The 20201-nt window shown below is 51.0% G+C and carries 21 protein-coding genes and 1 pseudogene; 11 read left to right on the forward strand and 11 right to left on the reverse strand.

Translation table 11 applies throughout. The annotated features are described in order from the left end of the window. Positions 1–79 precede the first annotated feature (79 nt). From C7K08_RS00860 to C7K08_RS00870, 3 genes are all read right to left on the reverse strand, one after another. Positions 80–3358 carry an efflux RND transporter permease subunit gene (locus C7K08_RS00860; protein ID WP_106498767.1) on the reverse strand — a complete coding sequence of 1093 codons (3279 nt, stop codon included), beginning with the start codon at positions 3356–3358 and terminating at the stop codon, positions 80–82. Beyond that, positions 3355–4368, reverse strand: a complete 1014-nt coding sequence (locus tag C7K08_RS00865; RefSeq protein ID WP_161955790.1) for an efflux RND transporter periplasmic adaptor subunit — start codon at positions 4366–4368, stop codon at positions 3355–3357. Before C7K08_RS00865 ends, C7K08_RS00860 begins: the two co-directional genes overlap by 4 nt. A gap of 197 nt (positions 4369–4565) precedes the next feature. After that, entirely contained in the window at positions 4566–5720 is a 1155-nt protein-coding gene (locus C7K08_RS00870; RefSeq protein WP_206603808.1) for an efflux RND transporter periplasmic adaptor subunit, read from the reverse strand. Positions 5721–5810: 90 nt separating this feature from the next. On the opposite strand from C7K08_RS00870, the pseudogene C7K08_RS00875 reads away from it, so the two are divergent. After that, positions 5811–7331: pseudogene (locus C7K08_RS00875) on the forward strand (AAA family ATPase); the annotation flags it as partial. A gap of 1329 nt (positions 7332–8660) precedes the next feature. Here C7K08_RS00875 and C7K08_RS00885 read toward each other — a convergent pair. Together C7K08_RS00885 and C7K08_RS00890 are read right to left on the reverse strand one after the other, a co-directional pair. Next, positions 8661–9161, reverse strand: a complete 501-nt coding sequence (locus C7K08_RS00885) for a hypothetical protein (RefSeq protein WP_106498770.1) — start codon at positions 9159–9161, stop codon at positions 8661–8663. A gap of 24 nt (positions 9162–9185) precedes the next feature. After that, positions 9186–9866 carry a 4'-phosphopantetheinyl transferase family protein gene (locus C7K08_RS00890; RefSeq protein WP_106498771.1) on the reverse strand — a complete coding sequence of 227 codons (681 nt, stop codon included), beginning with the start codon at positions 9864–9866 and terminating at the stop codon, positions 9186–9188. Between C7K08_RS00890 and bcp the strand changes: the two genes are divergently transcribed. After that, positions 9865–10335: a thioredoxin-dependent thiol peroxidase gene (gene bcp / locus C7K08_RS00895; RefSeq protein WP_106498772.1), complete on the forward strand. Its 471-nt coding sequence runs from the start codon at positions 9865–9867 to the stop codon at positions 10333–10335. The two genes, C7K08_RS00890 and bcp, sit on opposite strands and share 2 nt — an antisense overlap. Here the strand turns inward: bcp and C7K08_RS00900 are convergent. Then, the gene (locus C7K08_RS00900; protein ID WP_106498773.1) at positions 10310–10984 is read right to left on the reverse strand and encodes a type III pantothenate kinase; all 675 of its coding nucleotides are present in this window, start codon (positions 10982–10984) and stop codon (positions 10310–10312) included. The genes bcp and C7K08_RS00900 overlap by 26 nt on opposite strands. Before the next feature lie 5 nt (positions 10985–10989). Beyond that, on the reverse strand, positions 10990–11721 hold the full coding sequence (locus C7K08_RS00905) for a phosphoadenylyl-sulfate reductase (protein WP_106498774.1): 732 nt from the start codon (positions 11719–11721) through the stop codon (positions 10990–10992). A gap of 65 nt (positions 11722–11786) precedes the next feature. Between C7K08_RS00905 and C7K08_RS00910 the strand changes: the two genes are divergently transcribed. After that, entirely contained in the window at positions 11787–12947 is a 1161-nt protein-coding gene (locus tag C7K08_RS00910; RefSeq protein WP_241536943.1) for an NAD(P)/FAD-dependent oxidoreductase, read from the forward strand. Here the strand turns inward: C7K08_RS00910 and C7K08_RS00915 are convergent. Then, a complete protein-coding gene (locus C7K08_RS00915) occupies positions 12940–13977 on the reverse strand; it encodes a glycosyltransferase family 4 protein (protein WP_106498775.1) in 1038 nt (345 codons plus the stop codon). The two genes, C7K08_RS00910 and C7K08_RS00915, sit on opposite strands and share 8 nt — an antisense overlap. A gap of 75 nt (positions 13978–14052) precedes the next feature. Here C7K08_RS00915 and C7K08_RS00920 point away from each other — a divergent pair, with 75 nt between their 5' ends. After that, positions 14053–14688, forward strand: a complete 636-nt coding sequence (locus C7K08_RS00920; protein WP_106498776.1) for a peroxiredoxin — start codon at positions 14053–14055, stop codon at positions 14686–14688. A 1-nt stretch (position 14689) separates the two neighbouring features. Further along, positions 14690–15826 carry an anhydro-N-acetylmuramic acid kinase gene (locus C7K08_RS00925; RefSeq protein WP_106498777.1) on the forward strand — a complete coding sequence of 379 codons (1137 nt, stop codon included), beginning with the start codon at positions 14690–14692 and terminating at the stop codon, positions 15824–15826. On the opposite strand, the gene C7K08_RS00930 is transcribed toward C7K08_RS00925, so the two are convergent. After that, a complete protein-coding gene (locus C7K08_RS00930; protein WP_106498778.1) occupies positions 15786–16091 on the reverse strand; it encodes a ribbon-helix-helix domain-containing protein in 306 nt (101 codons plus the stop codon). The genes C7K08_RS00925 and C7K08_RS00930 overlap by 41 nt on opposite strands. A 107-nt stretch (positions 16092–16198) precedes the next feature. Here C7K08_RS00930 and C7K08_RS00935 point away from each other — a divergent pair, with 107 nt between their 5' ends. Both C7K08_RS00935 and C7K08_RS00940 read left to right on the forward strand, forming a co-directional pair. Further along, positions 16199–16426, forward strand: a complete 228-nt coding sequence (locus C7K08_RS00935; protein WP_106498779.1) for a hypothetical protein — start codon at positions 16199–16201, stop codon at positions 16424–16426. A gap of 339 nt (positions 16427–16765) precedes the next feature. Beyond that, positions 16766–17017 carry a DUF2811 domain-containing protein gene (locus C7K08_RS00940; protein ID WP_241536944.1) on the forward strand — a complete coding sequence of 84 codons (252 nt, stop codon included), beginning with the start codon at positions 16766–16768 and terminating at the stop codon, positions 17015–17017. Here C7K08_RS00940 and C7K08_RS00945 read toward each other — a convergent pair. Next, positions 17014–17193, reverse strand: a complete 180-nt coding sequence (locus tag C7K08_RS00945; protein WP_106498819.1) for a hypothetical protein — start codon at positions 17191–17193, stop codon at positions 17014–17016. The two genes, C7K08_RS00940 and C7K08_RS00945, sit on opposite strands and share 4 nt — an antisense overlap. Positions 17194–17281: 88 nt before the next feature. Here C7K08_RS00945 and C7K08_RS00950 point away from each other — a divergent pair, with 88 nt between their 5' ends. From C7K08_RS00950 to C7K08_RS00960, 4 genes are all read left to right on the forward strand, one after another. Beyond that, positions 17282–19009: an ABC transporter ATP-binding protein gene (locus C7K08_RS00950; protein ID WP_106498780.1), complete on the forward strand. Its 1728-nt coding sequence runs from the start codon at positions 17282–17284 to the stop codon at positions 19007–19009. A gap of 191 nt (positions 19010–19200) precedes the next feature. After that, positions 19201–19443, forward strand: coding sequence for a hypothetical protein (locus C7K08_RS00955; protein WP_106498781.1), 243 nt, complete (start codon positions 19201–19203; stop codon positions 19441–19443). 75 nt (positions 19444–19518) lie between these two features. Then, a complete protein-coding gene (locus tag C7K08_RS15835) occupies positions 19519–19686 on the forward strand; it encodes a hypothetical protein (RefSeq protein ID WP_162532469.1) in 168 nt (55 codons plus the stop codon). Between the two features lie 61 nt (positions 19687–19747). Further along, complete coding sequence (locus C7K08_RS00960) at positions 19748–19939, forward strand: hypothetical protein (RefSeq protein WP_106498782.1); 192 nt, start codon at positions 19748–19750, stop codon at positions 19937–19939. A gap of 37 nt (positions 19940–19976) precedes the next feature. On the opposite strand, the gene C7K08_RS00965 is transcribed toward C7K08_RS00960, so the two are convergent. Further along, a complete protein-coding gene (locus tag C7K08_RS00965) occupies positions 19977–20159 on the reverse strand; it encodes a hypothetical protein (protein ID WP_106498783.1) in 183 nt (60 codons plus the stop codon). Positions 20160–20201: the final 42 nt, after the last annotated feature.

A 20201-nucleotide genomic window follows, 5' to 3' on the forward strand; every position in this document is an offset into this window, starting at 1 on the left:
ACAACAGACAACAAAAGCCTGCGCTTATCCAGTTTAGTTTGATATGGAGGTTTATATCCAGGGGGATGGGGAAGGGGCATTAGTTATTTGCAGAAACACTGGCTGGGAACCAATTAGCCTCAAGTTTTTTTATAAAAACATAAAAAGCAGGCACCACAAATAAACTCATAACAGTGGCAACCAGCAAGCCACCAAAGATTACGGAACCCACCGACCGCTGGCTCAGCGCCCCTGCGCCACTGGCAATAACCAAAGGGAAGAAACCCGAGAGGGCAGCCGAAGCCGTCATGAGGATMGGCCTRAATCTTGATTCAGCTGCACCCTGAACCGCTTCGGCAGCCGTTAAGCCCGTWTCCATACGTTGATTGGCAAGATCTACAATCAAAATTCCATTTTTRGCCGCTAGGCCAATCAGCGTAACCAAGCCAACTTGGGCATAAACATTATTTACCTGCCCCATCAATACAAGGAAAATCAAGGCGCCAAGCATGGCCAGGGGAACGGTCATTAAGATAACCAGAGGATCAAAGTAACTGCCATACTGGGCAGAAAGTACAAGAAAAACAACGATGATGCCCAAGGCAAAAACAAACGCTGCAAGGGATCCAGCCGCAACCTCAGATCTACTTAAAGAAGACCAAGCTGATCCRATATTACTAAAATTCAGCTGACGGAAGTTATCAGCAAGGCTATCTATTGCCTSACCRCTGCTCTTACCGATAGMTTCAACACCCTGGATTAACACAGATCGATATAAATTATAATGGCTTACAATTGGTGGTGAGCTATCAAGTTTTACTTTGATAAAATTACTCAGGGGGATTTGCTGACCCGAAGCATTTGGAACATACAAATTATCAAGATCTTGAACAACCGATCGCTTACTGCCCTCCGCCTGCACATARACYTGCCTATATTGACCATCTTCATAGGTTTGATTAACAAAYACACCCCCATTAAGCGCCCCCAATACCTGCATAGCAGTGCCGAAATCTACATTCATAGATGCCATTCGATCCCGATCTGGCTCCAGGCGCCAGGCGGGGGCRTCACTAACAAATTGCGTATAGAGGTTAAAGAAATTACCTGTTGCAAGGGATCGCCTAATTAATTGACTGGCKAGTTTACTCAGATCAGTGAAAGAATATCCACCATTACTTAAATCATTAAACTGGAAGGAAACACCCCCCTGGGCACTAAAACCTGGCACGGCAGCTGGCKGTTGCGCCAAAACCAAGGCTCCAGGAATCTTTCGAAACTCCAAGTTCATTCTCCTTATGATTGCGYKCGCAGATTGAYTTGGATTGGTACGCTCCTCAATTGGTTTTAAGCCGAAGAAGAAAAGACCCTGRTTTAAAGATCCACCATTAAAYCCAGCGCCGCCAACAACTTCACCACTAACAACATCAGGTTCTTTAGAAACAACCGCGCGCACCTTTGAGGCCACTTCCATCGTGGCTTCGATAGAAGCCTGTGGTGGCAATTGAATGATGCCTAGGCCATAGCCTTGATCTTCGGTGGGAACAAAACCGGTGGGAATAGCMACAAAGGCAAWGCCTGTTAAAACAACACCACCAAGTAGTGCAGCAATAATTAGCCTGCGCAGACGAATTGCATTGGCAAGCAAGGCGCTATAGGCCCGCTGCAGACCTGCAAAGAAGTGATTGAATCCACGGAAGATTGGCTGCAGGAAGGCGCCAACTAATGCACCCAATAGGCCAAAGCCAATGCTCCATGGCCAACCCCCAAATAGATATCCATATCCGGTGCCAAACAAACCCGCTATTACAACCCATTGCCAACCGCTGGGATTGGTTTTTCCACCGCCCAGGAGSAGGGCAGACTGCAAGGGCTTACCAGTTATGGCATTAAATGTACTAACTAATATCGCAAAAACTATAGTTAGGGCAAATTGTCTATAGATAACACCGGTTGCRCCCGGGAAAAAAGTAACGGGGATAAAAACAGCCAACAGCACAAGTGCGGTTGCCATTATCGCCCCAGTTAACTCTTTCATTGCATTGGATGCTGCCGCAAAGGGCTTATCCCCAGCTTCGATTTTCGCAGAAACAGCTTCAACTACAACTATGGCATCATCAACAACYAATCCTGTAGCCAAAATAATTCCTAGAAGTGTTAATTCATTAATTGAAAATCCAAATGCCTTCACAAAAACCAATGCTCCYAAGAGRGCGATTGGCAATGCCAAAGCAGGGACCATCGTTGCTTTCCAATCCTGCAAGAATAAAAATATTATCAATAGAACTAACACCACCGCATCCCTAAGGGCATCGAGAGCTCCATAGATGGAAGCATTGATGAAATCCGTTTGATCAAAAACCTTCTCAAGTACTACKCCCGGAGGCAAAGTAGCTCTGAAGTCTGAAAGTACTTGATCAACAGCTTTCGCAGTTTTAATAGCATTTGTACCCGGCAACTGRATAACCCCAAAGCCGATGCAAGGATTTCCTGTTAATACATTCTCAGCAGACTGATAAAAGTTTTGAAATGCATATTCCGCCCTACCCACATCCCTCAACCTAATCAAGCTGCCATCTGGGCCCTTAGCGGTATCGGAACCACCAGGCCCAGTGCTGAGGATGAGATTTTCAAAAGCTTCAACTGTTTTAAGGTTTCCTTCCACCAATATCGGGAATGTGGATCGATTGCTGGMAACTGAAGGTGGGCCACCAATGAAACCACCAATAACTATTTGGTTTTGGGATTTAAGGGCATTAGTAACATCTAATACGGTTARATTGAAGCGGGCTAATTTGAGCGGATCAACCCATAGGCGGTAGGCAGGATTACTGCTACCAAAAACATTCACCTGCCCAACACCCTGGGCCCTACCAAGGGGGTATGCCAAATTCAATTGATATAGTCCGTTCAAATAATTTCGATCAAATTGCCCCTCGCTAGARGTGAGGTTATAAACCAAAAGATAGCTACTAGCCGTTTGCTGAACAGTTATACCTTGGGCATTAACTTGATCGGGTAGCTGAGCACTTGCAGTTTGAACACGATTCAATACATTAACTTGATCAATATCTGAATTTGTATCAGGGGTAAAATATACGTTTATCTGACTTGTTCCCTCACTGGTACTGTTGGATGTTATGTAATCCATTCCCGGGGCGCCATTTATCTGTTCCTCCAATGGTCCTGTAACAGCACTTTCAACCGTAAGCGCRTCAGCTCCAGGTAAATTCGCTGTTACTTGAATTGTGGGGGGTGCAATATTAGGTAGATTTTCAATTGGCAACAGGGGTAAACATATCAAACCTGCCATTAAAATTAAAATACTGCAAACAGTGCTTAGCACCGGCCTGCGAATAAAAGTGTCGGATAAACTCATTTYGATGCCACCACTGCGCCGCTAGTAATTTGGGCAAGATTACCCAAAACCAATCGATCAGAAGCGCCTAAACCATTTCGCACCGGATAAAAGCCATTCTCCAAAGTACCCAACTCAACTGGCATCTGAAGCGCCACRAGGGAACCAGGTAGGGCCTGCTTATCAATGGGCCTACCAAGCATTCTTCTAGCCTCWGCTGGGGATACCGCCGTAAATACAAAGGTTTTTCCCGCTTGCAAAAATACAGCTGCCTCCGGTATTGCCAGAYTAGTGGAAGCAGCGAATAACAATCTSGCACTAACCCTTTGGTTGTTGCGCAAAACACCACTTGGGTTATCAAATGTAGCCTTAATTAGCAGCGTTTGGGTTTGCTTATCTAARGCTGGAGCGATAAAGGATACATTCCCATTTACGCGAATTTCTGGCTTATTTGAAACATCTAATTGCACAGGCATTCCTAATTTCAATCGATAGCTGAGCTCACCTGGCACATCCAACCTTAGCCACAAACGGCTATTATCAACAATATTTACTATTGATTCGCCACTTCTTACAACCGATCCCARTTTATGATTTATATTACCTACCGTTCCATTGATCGGAGCAACAACATTCTTATATCCAAGGGTTGCCTTATCCGATCTGGCTTGATCGGCACTTTGAATTGCAGCGGTAACGTAATAATCACGATCTTTAGTGGAAACAGCGCCTTGATTATTTAAAAATATATATCGCTCAGCATTAACCAAATCCTTGCGGGCCTCCGCTGCAGAAGAATCAGCGGTTGCTTTTTGTTGAATCTGATCAAGGGTAAATAAAGGAGCMCCTTTTTTAACTTTTTGACCTTCATACATGGGCATTGCAATTATTCTTCCGTCAATCTCCGCCGCCAGGGGAACATTATTTATGGATTCCAGTGTACTTTGATAGGTTGCTTGATCATCAAAGCGCTTGCTGCTGGGGTAGATCAAATTAAATTTGGGTTTTTGGGGTGGCAGTGGTTTTTGCATGCCACATCCAGTGAAAATAATTAATGGAATAAGGCCCAGGAAGGATAATACTTTATTACAAGACATTTTGTTTGCTAATGCTTTTTTTGTCAATAATTTTGTTGTCAATGGTTTTGTTGTCAATGGTTTGCTGGCAGTATGTATCCCCACGGTTCTTTACGCGTTTAGWYCCAATYTAAGTGAWGWTGCAGCGAAGGTCAACCARTTGGGGTACATAGGGATTTCCGCTCGCGAACAGGTCGTGCTTTAACAGCGCTGCCATTGCGAAGGTTCAATAAATTACTGTTAATTAAYCTGCTACCAGCCCCCAGCCCCCACAACACTGGGTAGCAGTTATTTTGCAAGGCGCCCAAGCGCACCGGCAGCTTAATTGCCACAGCGGCCGAGGGTGAAAGTTCAAGTTTTTGCCTCAATTCAGCTGGCAACTGATTKGCATTACCCAGCACATAAACAAAACTTTGACCAGCGCTTTGCACAACCGCTGAAAAGGGCACAGCCAATTGCTTCTGCCTAGMAAATTCCACCTGGGTACGCACCCGCTCACCAGTGCGCAATTTACCCTCAGGGTTTAGAAATTCAGCCTTTACTAATATACCTTGACTTCCACTATTAACGGAGGGGCTAACAAAGCTAACGATACCTTTTGCTAAAACTTTTGCATCGCTTGTATCCCTTAGCCAAACGGGTAARCCAAGTTTGATCCGCCCGCTTAAATTKGAYGGTATTTCAATGCGAGTTAACAGCAAATCATTTCGTGTAATTGTTGTAAATGGATCACCTTCTTTCACCACATCACCAACTTTTACCAATAGATCACCCACTTGGCCAGCGATGGGCGCTGCCACAACTTTGTCTGATAGGCGCGAACGGGCCGCCTCAAGTTCGGCTTTGGCAGCTGCTACACCATCTAAGGATGCTTTGAAACTTGCCTGCTGRGCTAAAAACTGGGCCCGATAGCCRTCTAATTCCTGGGCACTGCTCGCCCCTTGGCCCTTTAGGTAGTTGTAACGCTGGTAATTTGATTTGTCTTTTTCAAGTTTTGCCCTTACCTCAGCCACCTGGGCATTACTGCGGGCTAAATCGGCTTGGGCTTGCTGCACATCGGCGGTGCGTTCCCTCACYCGCAAACGCAATAATTCTTGCCCCTCCTGCACATTTTGCCCCGGCTGTACAAGCCGGGCCTGCACCCTGCCACTACTAACGGCTGCCATCTTCACTTCAGCAACAGCTTCCAAAGTGCTGGTGTAATCCCCGAGGTCTTGAAAAGTRGCTGGTTTCACCTGCAAGGTTGAAACAGGTAGCGGTTTTTTGCTTGGCTCCTTAGGGCTACATCCTGTAAGGGGGAGCSCCAACAGCATTAGCCCTGCAAGCAGTTGGCGCACAAGAATGATTCGGATGGCCTAAGCCTGCCATCTTTTGATGAAGAACGGCAAAGTATCCCCATGGATTTATTTAGCCACCAACGGGATCAGCAGTTGCAACGGCAAGCGCCCCTGGCGGAACGCCTGCGGCCCCAGTGCCTCAGCGACTTTATTGGACAAGAGGAAATCMTTGGTCCCGGCTGCCTATTGCGACGCGCTATCGAGGCAGATCGATTGGGCAGCATAATTTTGCATGGACCACCAGGCACCGGTAAAACAAGCCTGGCTCGAATTATTGCCAACAGCAGCCGCTGCTATTTCAGCAGCCTAAATGCGGTGTTAGCGGGCGTTCGTGAATTAAGGGAGGCGGTTGAACAGGCCCAGGAGAAACTTGGCCGCCATGGATTACGCACCTTGTTATTTATTGATGAGGTGCACCGATTTAATAAGTCCCAACAGGATGCACTCTTACCCTGGGTTGAGAATGGAACAGTAACTTTAATTGGTGCCACAACGGAAAATCCATTTTTTGAAGTTAAYAAAGCRCTATTAAGTAGATCAAGATTATTTCGGCTAGAACCATTGAGCCGAGTTCACCTAGAGTTGATGCTACAGCGGGCCATCGATGACAAAGAGAATGGATATGGATCTAAAAGTATTCAAATTAGCGCCGATGCTCGCCAGCATTTAGTTGCCGTGGCCGGTGGTGATGCCCGCAGCTTACTTAATGCTTTGGAGTTAGCCGTTGAAAGCAGCCAGGCAAATAATGAAGGCATTATAGAAATTAATTTAAGCGTTGCTGAACAATCAATTCAACAACAAGCGGTTTTATACGACAAACAAGGTGATGCTCATTTTGACACCATTAGCGCATTCATTAAATCAATTCGTGGCAGTGATCCAGATGCAGCTCTATTTTGGTTGGCGCGTATGGTGAAGGCTGGTGAAGATTCTCGATTTATTTTTCGTCGCTTATTAATAGCAGCCGCGGAAGACATTGGCCTTGCAGATCCTCAAGCTATGGTTGTAGTTGAAGCCTGTGCTTCAGCATTTGATCGCATCGGCTTACCTGAGGGTRTCTATCCGTTAGTGCAAGCTACTCTTTACCTTGCMAATACAARCAAAAGCAACAGCRCTAAAGCATATTTTGATGCTTTCAATAGTTTGGTGCAGGAGCGGGCCCAAGAAATACCGGCGCATCTACGGGATCCCAACAGGGATGGAGCAGCCTTTGGTGATGGAGAGAATTATTTATATCCTCATAACTACTCAAATAATTGGGTRGCTCAGCAATATCTTCCAAGCTCCCTACAAGGTGARATGTTTTATARGCCRGGMATYATTGGCTGGGAGGGTGAGCGGCTTAAGCAACAGCAGCAACACCGCTATGCCCAACTRTTACAAMATCGTTTTTGGCAGCGAATTAGCCTGCAGCCCCGGCATAGGGTTTTGATCTGCAATTGCCCMTCRATYMATTGGGCATTGCCTGTAATCATGGCAACAAMTGAAGGCYTGGTTTRTTTACAGGTAGAAGATCAGCTGTTAGCAAAAAGGCTWGAAACACAATTACAGCTATTTGATAATCTRCAAAAACCATCCATCCACCAAGCAAATCCCCTGAAGCTTGCAAAATTACAAATTCAAACAGGTGGGAGGTTTGATCACATCATCACTCATAATCCGCTAAATAACGCAAATCMAAGTGATCGYCACAAATGGCTTAAACAACTTGATTTATTGGTAACYSAAACAGGTCGCATCGATCTACTCTTTAGTTACGGGAAATGYGGTCCSTTTRGTTTATTGCCAGAGGAGGATTTAAAATCAGCRAATAGGGAAGCTAACTRCGCAACCACSAACCYAWCTRAATCAGAAGAAGAGTGGTTATTACTKCAAGATTGGGGRCAAGYYGCTAAAACTGAGCTTGAGAATTCTGCTTGGCATATTTCAGAGGAGTATTGGCAGGAAAMRATTTTARTTTCGATCACATCCAGCTGGCTAGAGCGYTGGTTCAGCAAGAAGAGTAGCTATCGCCAATGGTGGCTTGCAAACTTTTCAATTGATTTRTTTACTGAGCTAGAGAATTACTACCGGCAACGGTTAGGAAACCAGTTTGTGCAACYTTTRCAACATCATCATCTAATTGGCCATAAAAAAACCCCGCYTAATGGCGGGGTTAATTGAGTAAARSTAAYTAAYTGATCACCAGAGGCCGCGAACGGCRCCRGCTGCWGMMGRCCTGCCGGCAGTGGCCTTGTCAAGAATTTGATTAGCCTGAATGCAGGCGGGCAGGAACACATACCAAGAAAGCAGTGAGCTGCACTGAGCTGCACCCTTGCACTTGCCTTTAGCACAGATGTTCTGCTTACCGTCGAAGGTGGTGCAGGTGTCGGCTAAACGGAAGTCAACGGGCAAGTTCTTCATGATCSCAGCGGAAGACAGCTTGCCGTCTACAGAAGCGAGGATGATTGCGGAACGCAGRCCTTGAACTGCAGTTGCYTTCTGGGCCCAGTARGGGAAGTAGCTGCGGGTTTGATCCTGCAGGAACTTAAYGCCGTYTTTGGAGTAGAGGTAGCGGGTAACACCAACTACATCAACGTTGTAGGTTTTGGAAAGACCAGCTTGAACTTCTTTGGCKGTCCAGCCAGAAGCAGCTAAACCWGAAGAGAGRCCGCGCTCRCCGGAGTARGCGTCTTTCGACTTCAGGAAGTYGTTGAAATCAGAGAATTTGGTGGTCCAAACGGCTGCACCTGAGTTCCAACGCACAGGGGAAGGCTGAGCGGAAACAGGCAGAGCGGAGGCGGAGATGGCAGCGCCGGCAAGAAGGCCAGCAGCAATGCGCTTCAGCATGGGGAGCAGAGCGAAACACGTCGTTCTTAATTTAGCTTCAAAAAGAAAATTAGCCAACCCCATCCGTAAACCCCAACAAAGTTATTTGCGATAGCCATCAACGGAGGGATCGATCATTGCTACCCAACCAAGCGGGCAGATCAGCCTTTCCCCCTCAAGCCGAAATGACTTGGGGGCTCCCTCCCCTCGGCAGGCAACACCTCKGGTGCCGTTGCTGGTAATTCGAACCTCAGCCTGATAGTGCTCTCGGGCCCGCCGCGGCCGCAAACTAAAAACGGCATTRTCCGTAGACACTTCTAGCTTTGCCTCAAGCCCCGGCGGAATTTCGATGCCGAGCACATCAAGAAATGGAGTGAACCCACCCCAGTAATGCCTGGTGATCTCACCACCCACAAATCTACTCATTAAGGCCGCAGCCTCTTGACGAACCTCCTGAAGCGATTCTTGGGCCTCTAAACCAGACAACGTGGTGTCTGCGCTGCTGCGGGCCACTGGCGGMGGTAGTAAAGGCAGGCGCAGCAACCCAGCCATTCCCACCAAGCTCAACAACAAAATCAGTACAACCTTGCTGGTGCGTGGCATAGCTGGGGCAGAAGTGCTCTGAAACTAGCTGCAATCCAGATATTCCAGGCTAGGTGAATTATCACCACTCCAGCCAAGAAACCACTGTTCTGCTCCAAAGGAAAGGCAGTGCACCTGCACTGGCCACCACACACCAGTGGGCAAATGCATGGCCCTTGGCTGCTTGCTTTCCATCCACCAATGCCCCAGCTCTAGGGAAATGCTGCTGCGTCTTTGTTTGATCAAAGCCTCCTTAGCCACCCAACTGCGCAACACCGCCCCCTGCAGTTCAGAAGCGCTTAAGCAACTCAACTGTTGCTGCTCTTGCAAGGGGAAAAACCTCTGCAACAAAGCTTGTGCCGCAAGCGGGCGATTGGCTCGCTCCAAATCAACACCCACTGCTTGTGGCGACCAACCAAGCAAAAGCCTTTGTCCGCTATGGCTCCAACTAACCGTGCCCCATTCCTCCCCTAGGTGGGGAGCTTGCCCCGGGGGGGCGGTTAAAGGCACTGCCATTGGTTTGCAACCAAGCCAATGGGCCAGCCATTGGCGCACCAGGAACCTGCTGCGCAAAAAATTCTCTTGCCTTGCTGCAGGGAGGGATCTGGCCCATTCCAACTCTTKGGAAGTGGTGCCATCCATTAGTTCCCYAGGGGCAAGTTTTCCCAGGTCACCCCAGCCCCAGCGCGACTGCCTAAGCTCCCGTGGGACCAAACCTGCAGCCATGGCACTTCAAATAGGCGATCTTGCACCCAGCTTCACCCTTCCAGATGAGAGCGGCCAAATGGTGAGCCTTGAGGCCCAACGCGGCAGCAGGGTTGTTTTGTATTTTTATCCAAAAGACGAYACYCCTGGTTGCACCAAAGAGGCCTGCAATTTCCGCGACCAGTGGAGTGTGTTTRAAAGCAATGGCATCAAAGTATTTGGAATCAGTAARGATGGCGCCAAAAGCCATGGCAAATTTATTGAAAAATACGACTTGCCCTTTACTTTATTRAGYGATGAAGAGCCATGTCCCGTTGCCACTGCCTACGAAAGTTATGGTCTTAAAAAGTTCATGGGTCGTGAATATATGGGCATGATGCGCCACACCTTTGTTATCGATGCTGATGGCAAACTTGAAAAGATTTACACAAAAGTGAAAGCCGAAACAATGGCATCCACAATCCTCAGCGACTTGGAAATTCAGCCTTGATTTCAGCAAGGGCCTCCAGGGCGAGATTTGGCGCCCATTGAGGTTTCAGCCCAGCTGCTGCAAGCAACGGCAGCAGCWGCTCCCCATCTCCACCGGTTAGCCAAATGGCGGCCCCTTCCCAGCCTTTGGGTAGATCCTTAGCGGCAMAAAYAAGCGCAGCTGCCATTCCATTCAGCACCCCTGCTTKCATGGCCTCTTTTGTGGTGTGGGGCCAAGCTTCTGTTATTTCAAGCTTGRTAACGGCTGGCAGGCCAGCAGTGGCCTGGTGGAGGGAGCTCAGTTGCAAAGCAGCACCAGCCATTATTCGCCCACCACAAAAATTGCCGTTGCGATCAACCAACGTGAAACTCACCGCGGTGCCAGCATCAACCACCAACACTGCMGTTGARCTGCGCTGCCAGGCCCCCCAGCCCACCAGGGCTCGATCAACACCCAAMCCAGCTTGCTGCTGCTTGAGGGGCACATCAGCAGCCGAAATTTGGCAGCCGCGCCAAGCTTCAAGCGGCTTCGGCACCAGGCCCACAGCGGCCCAATGCTGAGCTGGTTGCTGCTGAAATTGCCGTAAACCCTCCCCCGGGCTGGTGTGCCAAGAGCTGCCSCCWTGCAACCAATGCCAACGGCTGTTGCCAATCAATAACAACCGCTCCATCGTTTTTAGATGCCAGCACCTTCAAGCATTGATTCCTGTAGGTGAAGCCCACATTCCTGCTGCTTGCCCGCGAATCGACTGCCCCTRCCTTGGCCACCATCTGGCCCACTGGAATGCCAATCGCCAACGCTGCTGTAGCCCTTTTCAAATAGGGGATGGGCAGGTAATGAATGCTGCTGCATGTAGTAGTACACGTCGCGGCTTGTCCATWGCAAWAGGGGGCGCAAACTCCAGCAACCCCGCACCAACTCAAGGGGTGCCATGGTTGCCCTGTGATCCGTTTGGCGCGCCCTAACCCCACTGGCCCAGCAGCTCACTTGCTTAGCCAGCAAAGCTTGGTCWAGGGGCTCCACCTTGCGCAAGCGGTGGTAGGTGGCCAGCGCACCGGGCTCTTCGCTCTCCCATAGTTTGCCCATTAGGGCCTCCATSCGCGCAGCGCTCATGGCAGGTTGCACCACCTCAAGATTCAGCTGCAGTAAATCCTTAAGGGTTTCGGCGTAGTCATAGGTTTCAGGCGGTAGGTAGCCGGTATCCACCCAGAAAACGGGAATATCGGGCTGCAATTGATGGGCRAGATGCAGCAAMACCGCCGATTGAATGCCAAAACTGGTGGTGAGGGCAAACCCAGAGGAAAATTTCTGCAARCCCCATTGCAATTGGGCAGGGGCATCAAGCCCAGCAAGTTGGGCTTGGCAGGCATCCAGCTCAACTTCAATTTCGAGCGTTGAACGCCCCATTCAGCAAATATCAACCAAACGCATCTTCGCGCTTAACCCCGTAGCCTGGCCATAAATCGGAGGTTGTGGTGCTGGCGCCGATTGTGATAGTTGGTGGGGGCTTTGGTGGCCTTTACACCGCTTTGGAATTGGCAAAGCGTCCAAACCATCCGCCACTTCTCTTAATAGAACCCAACGGCCGCTTCATATTTTTGCCGTTTCTCTACGAACTACTGAGTGGCGAACTAGCCCAATGGCAGCTAGCTCCTCGCTACGACAATCTGCTGGCCGGCCATGGCATCGGCTGGTTAAAAGATCGTGTGAGCCAAATAAACCCAGAAACTTCAAAGCTCTACACAGCTGGCGGCAAGGAAATCAGCTACAGCCGTGTGGTGATAGCAACTGGAGCAACCCCTTTCGGATTTGGTGTGCCTGGGGTGCAGGCCCACACCCAGGGTTTTCACAGCCTTAGCGATGTGGAACGCTTGCAGGCGCTAATAAAGCAACTAAAAAATCAACCCCAACCGCTCCAAAAAATAGCTGTGGTGGGGGCTGGCCCCTGTGGGGTGGAATTGGCCTGCAAACTTGCAGACCTATTGCAGGGGGCTGCAGTGGTGGAACTGCTTGAAAAGGGGCCCCAATGCTTGCCCAATGCCAAGGCCTTCAACCGCAACCAGGCGCTACAGGCCCTACAACGCCGCGATGTGCGCCTGCGCTGCCATTGCCAGGTGCTGATGGTGGCTGCCAATGAACTGCAGCTACAGCAAGAGGGGGCAGACCTACCCGAAAAACTCACCACTGCAGCTGTGATTTGGACTGCTGGTCAAATAAGCAAACCWCCTGATGGCGCGTTTGCAAAACAAACCAATGGCAAGCTGATTTGCTTGGCAAACCTGCAGGTGCAGGGCCACCCAGAGATTTTCAGCCTTGGGGACGGTGCCTCTGTGCCCCACGATCCCCCCTTGCCGGCCACGGCCCAGGTGGCCTTTCAGCAGGCGCCAGTTGTTGCCCGCAATGTGATGCATTCCCTCGCTGCTGAACCCCTGGAGGATTTTGCTTGGAGCGACCTAGGTGAAATGCTCAGCCTTGGGGTGGGGGAAGCAAGCATCACTGGAATGGGCATAACCCTTGCGGGTCCATTAGCCCAGCAGATGCGCCGATGGGCTTATCTCACCCGCCTTCCCGGTGAACAACTTCCCCTAAAAGTKGCCGCTGGCTGGCTAGGTGAATTAGCCGGATTTAGCTAGCCAAATTTTCCAGGCGTTCCTGCAGGGCAGCTGCYGTATCAGCCCAGTTAAATWGGGYCGCTCGCTCCAGGCCAGCCCTAGCCAATTGGCGAAATAGTTCAGCGTCGCTGAAAATTTGAGCCATGGCAGCTGCCATTTCAGCTAGATCGATCGGATTAAAAGGCAAGGCGGCTGGTCCCACCACCTCAGGAAGAGCCCCTGCCGTTGAAGCCAAAACGGGGGTACCGCAGGCCATGGCTTCTAGGGCTGGCAAACCAAAACCCTCCCACAARCTTGGAATAACCAATGCAGTGGCCCGATTGAGCAACTCAAGCCGTTCTGTGTCACTTACCCATGGGGTCCAACGGCAACGCTGGCTGATGTTCAAGTCAAGGGCCAGCTGTTGCAGCTTGGGGGTGTAGCGRCGATCGTGGGGACCCACAAAGTGAAGCAACTGCTCGGGGTTAGTGAGGCGSGCAAAAGCGCGTAACAAACGGGCCAAATTTTTATGGGGATCATGGCGGCCAAGCACTAGTAGGAATGGTTGGCGTTGCAATGCCATCGGCCTCAGTAGGCCTTGAGAAAAGCCCAAGCGCAGCACTGATAACTGCCGCAGGGGAACTCTCAAGCGGCCGTGCACCTCCCTTGCTGTTGCCTCTGAATTGCACAACACATGGCGGGCCCGGTGCAACACCAAAGGCACGTATGCCARGTGATAAGCCAAAAGTGGCGAGGGCTGGGGGTAGCGCAGGGGCAATAAATCATGGGCTAGAACCACCGTTGGCACCCCAACTGCCAACGGTGCCTCAGGCAAAGGGGATAGCAGTAGGGGTGCGCCACTAGCTCTCCAGAGCTGRGGCAATTGCAATTGGGTCCAGAGCAGTCGCCGCAGATGGCCCCWCGAGCCATGGCTGGGGGAAAGCCCTTTAGGCCAAACGGCTGGAAACTTTCCCGGCTCGAGGGCAGCGGCCAGATCCCTTGCCACAACTCCAATTCCCGTGGGCTTTTCACCCAAATAACTGCCGTTGAACAGCGCTAGGGGAGTGCTCATCGTTGCCAGCCTGTCATAGGTATGGTGCGAGGTGGGGGGCTTGTGCCAGCATCAAAGCGCGTACTTCCTATGCATATGGCGCTTCAACTCGGCGACACCGTTCCCAATTTCACCCAAGATTCCCAGCTGGGATCCATCAATCTCTACGACTTTGCAGAGGGCAGCTGGGTGGTGCTGTTTTCGCACCCTGCCGACTACACCCCTGTTTGCACCACCGAATTGGGTGAGGTGGCAAAACTGAGGCCTGAGTGGGAGAAGCGCAATGTAAAAACGATCGCCCTAAGTGTTGATTCCGCCGAAAGCCATAAGGGCTGGATTGGTGATATCAACGAAACCCAATGCACCTTGGTGGATTACCCCATCCTTGCCGACGCCGATAAAAGCGTTAGCGATCTATATGGAATGATCCATCCAAATGCGCTCAACAACCTCACAGTTAGGTCGGTTTTTATYATCGACCCAAACAAAAAACTACGTTTRCAAATCACCTATCCCGCCAGTACTGGCCGCAATTTCCAAGAGATCCTGMGGGTGATTGATTCGCTCCAACTCACCGACAATCATCAGGTGGCCACACCTGTTAATTGGTGCGATGGCGACGACTGCGTAGTGGTRCCTTCAATCCCWACTGAGGAAGCAAGGGCCAAATTCCCTAAGGGCGTAACMGAGATCAAGCCCTACCTGCGCACTACCCCYCAACCCAAYCGCTGAGATGGGCCTAACGGTGCTGGGCCTAATGAGTGGCACCAGCGCCGATGGGGTTGATGGTGTGCTGGTGCGCTTCTGGGGCCGCGTCAACAAACCGCAATGGCAGCTGCTAAGCAGTGGCCATCACCCCTACCCAATAGAGCTACAAGAGCAAATAATCGCTGCTGGGCAGGGGCAACCCCTCTCAGCAGCTTCTTTTTTGCAACTTGAACAGGAAATTACAAACGCCCAGGCGATTTGCGCCCGCTTAACCGACCCTTCAAGCCGGGCTCAACTGCTGGGCTGCCATGGGCAAACCCTTTGGCATCAACCTCCCCAGGGGGAATGCCTGGGGGCCAGCTGGCAATGCCTTAATGCACCGAGGTTGGCGGAAATCCTTCAACGGCCGGTGGTGAGCAATTTCCGTGCTGCCGATTTAGCCCGTGGAGGCCATGGCGCCCCATTGGTGCCAACTACAGACAGGGCATTAATTCCAAGCATTGGCGGTTGGCGCGGCGTATTRAATCTTGGCGGGATTGCAAATATCACCCTGCTGCCGCCGGCCCAGGGGCCCGATCAAGCCATGGCGCTGCAGGGTTGGGATTGCGGCCCGGCAAACAGCCTGATCGACCTGGCTGTTCAATTTTTTAGCTGCGGYGCCAAAAACTACGACAGCGATGGCAGTTGGGCCCTAGCAGGTGAAGTGTGTGAACCCCTAGTGCAGGAATGGYTAACGGAGCCCTACTTCAMACAGCCWCCACCAAAGTCCACAGGCAGAGAACTTTTTGGCCGCCAAAATTTRGAGCAACGGCTTAAACAACTTGAACAAGTGGGGGTGAGCGCCGCTGAAGACGTAATCGCCACCCTCACAGCCTTCAGCGCTGCAGCTGTGGCCGCTGATCTGGGAAGGGGGGTSAAGCCATTGGAGCTGYTGGTTTCCGGTGGAGGTTGCCGCAATCAAGCCTTGATGTTGCAACTGCAAAAGCGCTGCCCTGGAGTGTGGGTAAGACCGCTAGCAGAGCTGGGCATCCCCCATCARCAGAGGGAGGCGCTTGCCTTTGCTCTATTGGCTTGGTGGCAGCAGCGGGGTGTAGCAGCGGGCTTGCCATCGGTTACGGGTGCTAGCCGCCAGGGGCCATTGGGGGTACTTGTGCACCCCTAAGGCGAATTCGCCTGGGTCTTCCCCGCAGCCGTGGTGCTGGTGCCTGCTGCTGGCGTTCCAGCTGGCTGCGCAGAAGCTCACTGTTGCTTTGGCGGGGTTGGCGCCGCTCTAACCCCTGCTGGATCAAAACCTTGGCCATGTTGCTAACCGTGCGGCTATCGGCCTCCGCCGCGGCAGCAAGGCTCTCCCATAGGCCCTCAGGCAAAACCACCTGAATGCGGGGGGACTTGGATTTTCCACTRCTGGAGGCTTGGCGGGTGGCCACAGGAAGGAACCCAATGTCTGCGACACTCACCAGTGTAGTAAGAGTGTCATGGGTAGTATCCCACACTATAGTTGGGTTTCGCTTTTCATCCAGAGGCATGTCCGCCCATGGCCCCATCCCCCCAAAAGAGCGATGTGCTGGTATCTGCCGTAATCAGCACCTACCTGCTCACCCACCTGCACCACGTGCTGCAAAAGGCCGAATACGGCGCCAACCAAGAGGGACGCAGCGCCATGGCCTGCAATTACGCCCAGCTGCGCAAAGTGCTTTGCCTTGATGCCCGCACCATGGAAGATGCCTCAGCGGTGGAAAGCCCCGAGGAAATGGCCGCATGAGATTSGYTCAAAAATGYCCCATTGATAAGCCCTACTAATCAACAATCGTTTTCCCCAGTTCCGATTGCTTTTCCCAAGGGCGCCATGGGCTTTTCCCCAGGGCAAAGGCAAAATGGCCTGTTCCTGGCAGTTAGCTGGGGAAATAACTGCCTCAAGCAGCTTTGCCCTTGACGGGGRGAGCCTGGGCGAGGCCGGCCCATAGCCCCCGAAGCAATCCCTAAAACAACTCARCCATGGCAATCGATCTCAGCCCTTAGATCGGGTAGACAGCATGGCGACCCCCAACTTTGACGAATCGCTTTTCCCGTGGCGTACTGGTGCACCTCTTGAGCCCAACCGTTGGTCCAGCGTTCCGCCACAACCTTGAAAGCAGAGGAATATCAGGTGAGTTTTCAAACGCCTCTYCCAGGTCCTCTTTTTGAGGCCATGGGCAAATTCATTGATCTACATCCCCAATGGGATCAGTACCGCCTGTTGCAAGCTGCCCTGGCTGGTTTTCTGTTGCAACAGGGWRAACACAAGAGCGAACAGCAAAGGGAACTCACACGCCGCTATGTGGGCTGCATGTTTGGCAGCCTCAACCAGCTTTAGTTTGCCCTTGGCAAGGGTTTTGGATTTTCTTTTTGATTTGGTTTTGCTATCGGTTCTGAAATGCGCATTGGTTTTTGGCTATCCCCTTGGGCCCAACTAAAGAAAAGCCAATAGCTCACTATGGCTAAACCAGCTGCTACCACAAGGGCAGTTACCTGTTCCAAGCGCTTGAGCATCGATGCCACTGCTTTCAGCAGCCAAAGGAAGTTAAGGGAGTCTGCCTTGCCCCGCGCTTGGTAAGGTCTGCCCATTGGTGAACAGGCAATGCTGAGGCTGGAGAGGGTCTGCAAGATCTATCCCACCGGCGAGGTGCTGCGGGATGTGACCTGGGAGGTAAAAGCCGGCGACAGGATCGGCCTAGTTGGTGTGAATGGAGCTGGCAAATCAACCCAGCTGCGCATCATTGCCGGTTTAGAAGAACCAACCAGCGGCTCAGTTATCAAACAGGGTGATCCCCGTATCGTTTATTTACAGCAGGAATTTGATGTAAATCTGCACCGCACCGTGAGGCAAGAGCTTTTTCAAGCCTTTGGCGAGGCCGCAGAAGTACTGAACGAACAAAGTGCCGTGGAGCAGGCTATGGCCTCCGAGGCGGCGGCCGAATGCCCCGTGCATTTGGATGAGTTRATCGAAAAGTTGGGCGCTTTGCAAAACCGTTTTGAGGCCCTCCACGGCTATGAACTSGRTGCGCGCATAGATAAGTTGTTACCTACGATTGGGTTTAGCGCCGCTGGAGCAGAAGCGCTTGTGGGCGACTACTCGGGCGGCTGGCAGATGCGTATTGCCCTTGGCAAAATCCTATTACAAGAGCCCGATCTGCTGCTGCTTGATGAACCCACAAACCACCTTGATGTTGAAACGATTCAATGGCTTGAAAACTATTTACGCGAGCAAACTGTTCCCCAGGTAGTTATTAGCCACGACCGTGCTTTTCTYGACCGTGTATGCAATCAAATTGTTGAAACAGAGCGGGGGGTTTCCCGCTGTTATTTGGGTAATTACAGCGAGCACCTAGAGCAAAAACGCCTAGGGCTAGAGGCAAGCCAATCCGCCTTTGAACGCCAACAAAAAGAACTGGCGAGTCAACAGGCATACATCGATCGATTTAGGGCCAGCGCCACCAGATCAACCCAGGCAAAAAGCCGCGAAAAGTTACTTGAAAAGGTAGATCGACTTGATGCACCAATTGAGGGCGTTAGTGGCCCMCGCTTCCAATTTCCCCCCGCYCCCCGCAGCGGCCGTCAAATTGCCGTTATCGAGGATCTCAGCCACAGCTATGGSAACAATATTTTGTTTCTTGGCGCAAACCTTGAGGTGGAGCGGGGGGATCGCATCGCCTTTGTGGGCCCCAATGGCGCAGGCAAGTCCACCCTGCTGCGCTTGGTTATGGGCAGCGAGAAACCGGATGAGGGTTCAGCTCGTTTAGGTGAGCACAAYGTGATTGCCGGCTATTTCGAGCAAAACCAAGCAGAAGCCCTTGATCTCACCAAAACCGTTATCGACACGCTGTTTRAGGCAGTTCCAGATTGGACCCAAACCCAAGTGAGATCCTTGCTTGGAAGCTTTTGCTTTAGCAATGAGGCGGTATTCAAAGAGGTGGGCAAGCTTTCCGGTGGAGAGAAAGCGCGCCTCGCCCTGGCCTTAATGCTGCTGAGTCCCTGCAATCTGCTCGTGCTAGATGAGCCCACCAACCACCTGGATATTCCCGCCAAACAAATGCTGGAATCAGCCTTGCAGGAATACGAAGGCGCAGCTCTGATCGTTAGCCACGACCGCTATTTCCTYGCCCAGGTTGCCAACAAGATTGTTGAGATAAAAGATGGGGARTTACTGCTCTATCGAGGCGACTACGCCTACTACCAACAGAAAAAGCAAGAGGAGCTCGAACTACTGCAAACCAGCGAAGCGGAGGCTGAGAAAGAAGCCAAAAGAGCCGCAAACCGGCTCAAACAAAAAAGCAAGGCCGAAAGCCGGCGCAAAAGACCAGGTTGAAAAGCAGTCAATTCCAAGTGGGGAAATGCCCACAGCAATAGGCGCCAAGGCGCCACACCTGGGGTGAGCAGTTGTGGTTTCACCAGCTGTGGAGGCTGCACTCAACAGGTATGGGGAAGAGTAAAAAATATGTGTTGCCCATGGGCTCTAGAGGTGCTCAATTGCAGTTGAAACAAAGTCTTTTTGGGACCATGGCCTCCCCTTTCGCCAGGACTCAACAGAAGCTGCGCAAGCAATGGGCTAGCGATGCCCAAATAGTTGAATGCCGCCTGATCCAAAACCTGGGGGAGATCCRCGGTTTAGCTGTGAAGCGAGGGGCCCTMAGCCGCTACAAATTCAACCTCGCCAGCGACACCCTCACCCTCACCCCAGTTTTAAAGGCTTTTTCCTGGGAGCGAGGTAGCACTTCAACACGCAACTTCACAGTTGCGTAGGCAACAAAACTCATTTTTGTAGACCAAGCWGATTGGTGTTCATACGCTGACTGAACCACCGCGAAGTACCCCCGCGTGACTCAGTTCAACCAAATCAACGCCAGCAATGGCCAAGCCTGGGATGCAGTGGAGGCTTATTTCCAATGCATCACCGAATGCTCCCTAGAAGATGGYGCCTGCGTTACCCGTTGCGTTGAGGATCTACGCGAAGGCGGAGAAAACTCAGAAACGCAAACCCCCTAGGCAGCCCAGCCGCGCAACCGACTGAAATAGTTCTTAAGATTTCCACAGTTGTGTTGAAACCATGGAGAACACCCTGGGGCTCAGCCTCGGCCAAAAATTCGAAATGGAACGTATCAGCCGTGCCATCGATTCTGAGGCAGATCCCACGGTGCTGCGCGGCATTGCCAAGCAGCTTTTAAACGCTTGGCAAACTCAAAAGGCTGCAACCTCTTGGGTAATAAAACAACAAATTTCCTCGGATTCCAACATCTAAACAAGCTAACAATTTATGGRGAGTAATTTAAARARAWTTATTTGTTCAAAGGYAACCAAATCGTTTTTTGATTTGGTTGATTTACTCCCCGAAACTCTTGCTTAATTGCATTAGCATCTTCATCGCGCCCTGCATATAACAGTTTATTTATTTGCGCCTGATTCCAGGCAATGGTTGCAGCCAGRGTAAGGGATTGAGATAGTTTCAAACGCTTTTCCAAGGCTGCTTTTGAGCTTTRGAAACATTAATCCRRAATTTGTAT

This window comes from Synechococcus lacustris str. Tous, from assembly GCF_003011125.1.
Taxonomy (GTDB): domain Bacteria; phylum Cyanobacteriota; class Cyanobacteriia; order PCC-6307; family Cyanobiaceae; genus Synechococcus_D; species Synechococcus_D lacustris.

Excerpts from the sequence above, each read along its gene's own strand:
- C7K08_RS00945 (WP_106498819.1), bottom strand. The coding sequence starts at position 17,193 with ATGCTCAAGCGCTTGGAACAGGTAACTGCCCTTGTGGTAGCAGCTGGT.
- C7K08_RS00960 (WP_106498782.1), top strand. The coding sequence starts at position 19,748 with ATGGAGAACACCCTGGGGCTCAGCCTCGGCCAAAAATTCGAAATGGAA.
- C7K08_RS00935 (WP_106498779.1), top strand. The coding sequence starts at position 16,199 with ATGGCCCCATCCCCCCAAAAGAGCGATGTGCTGGTATCTGCCGTAATC.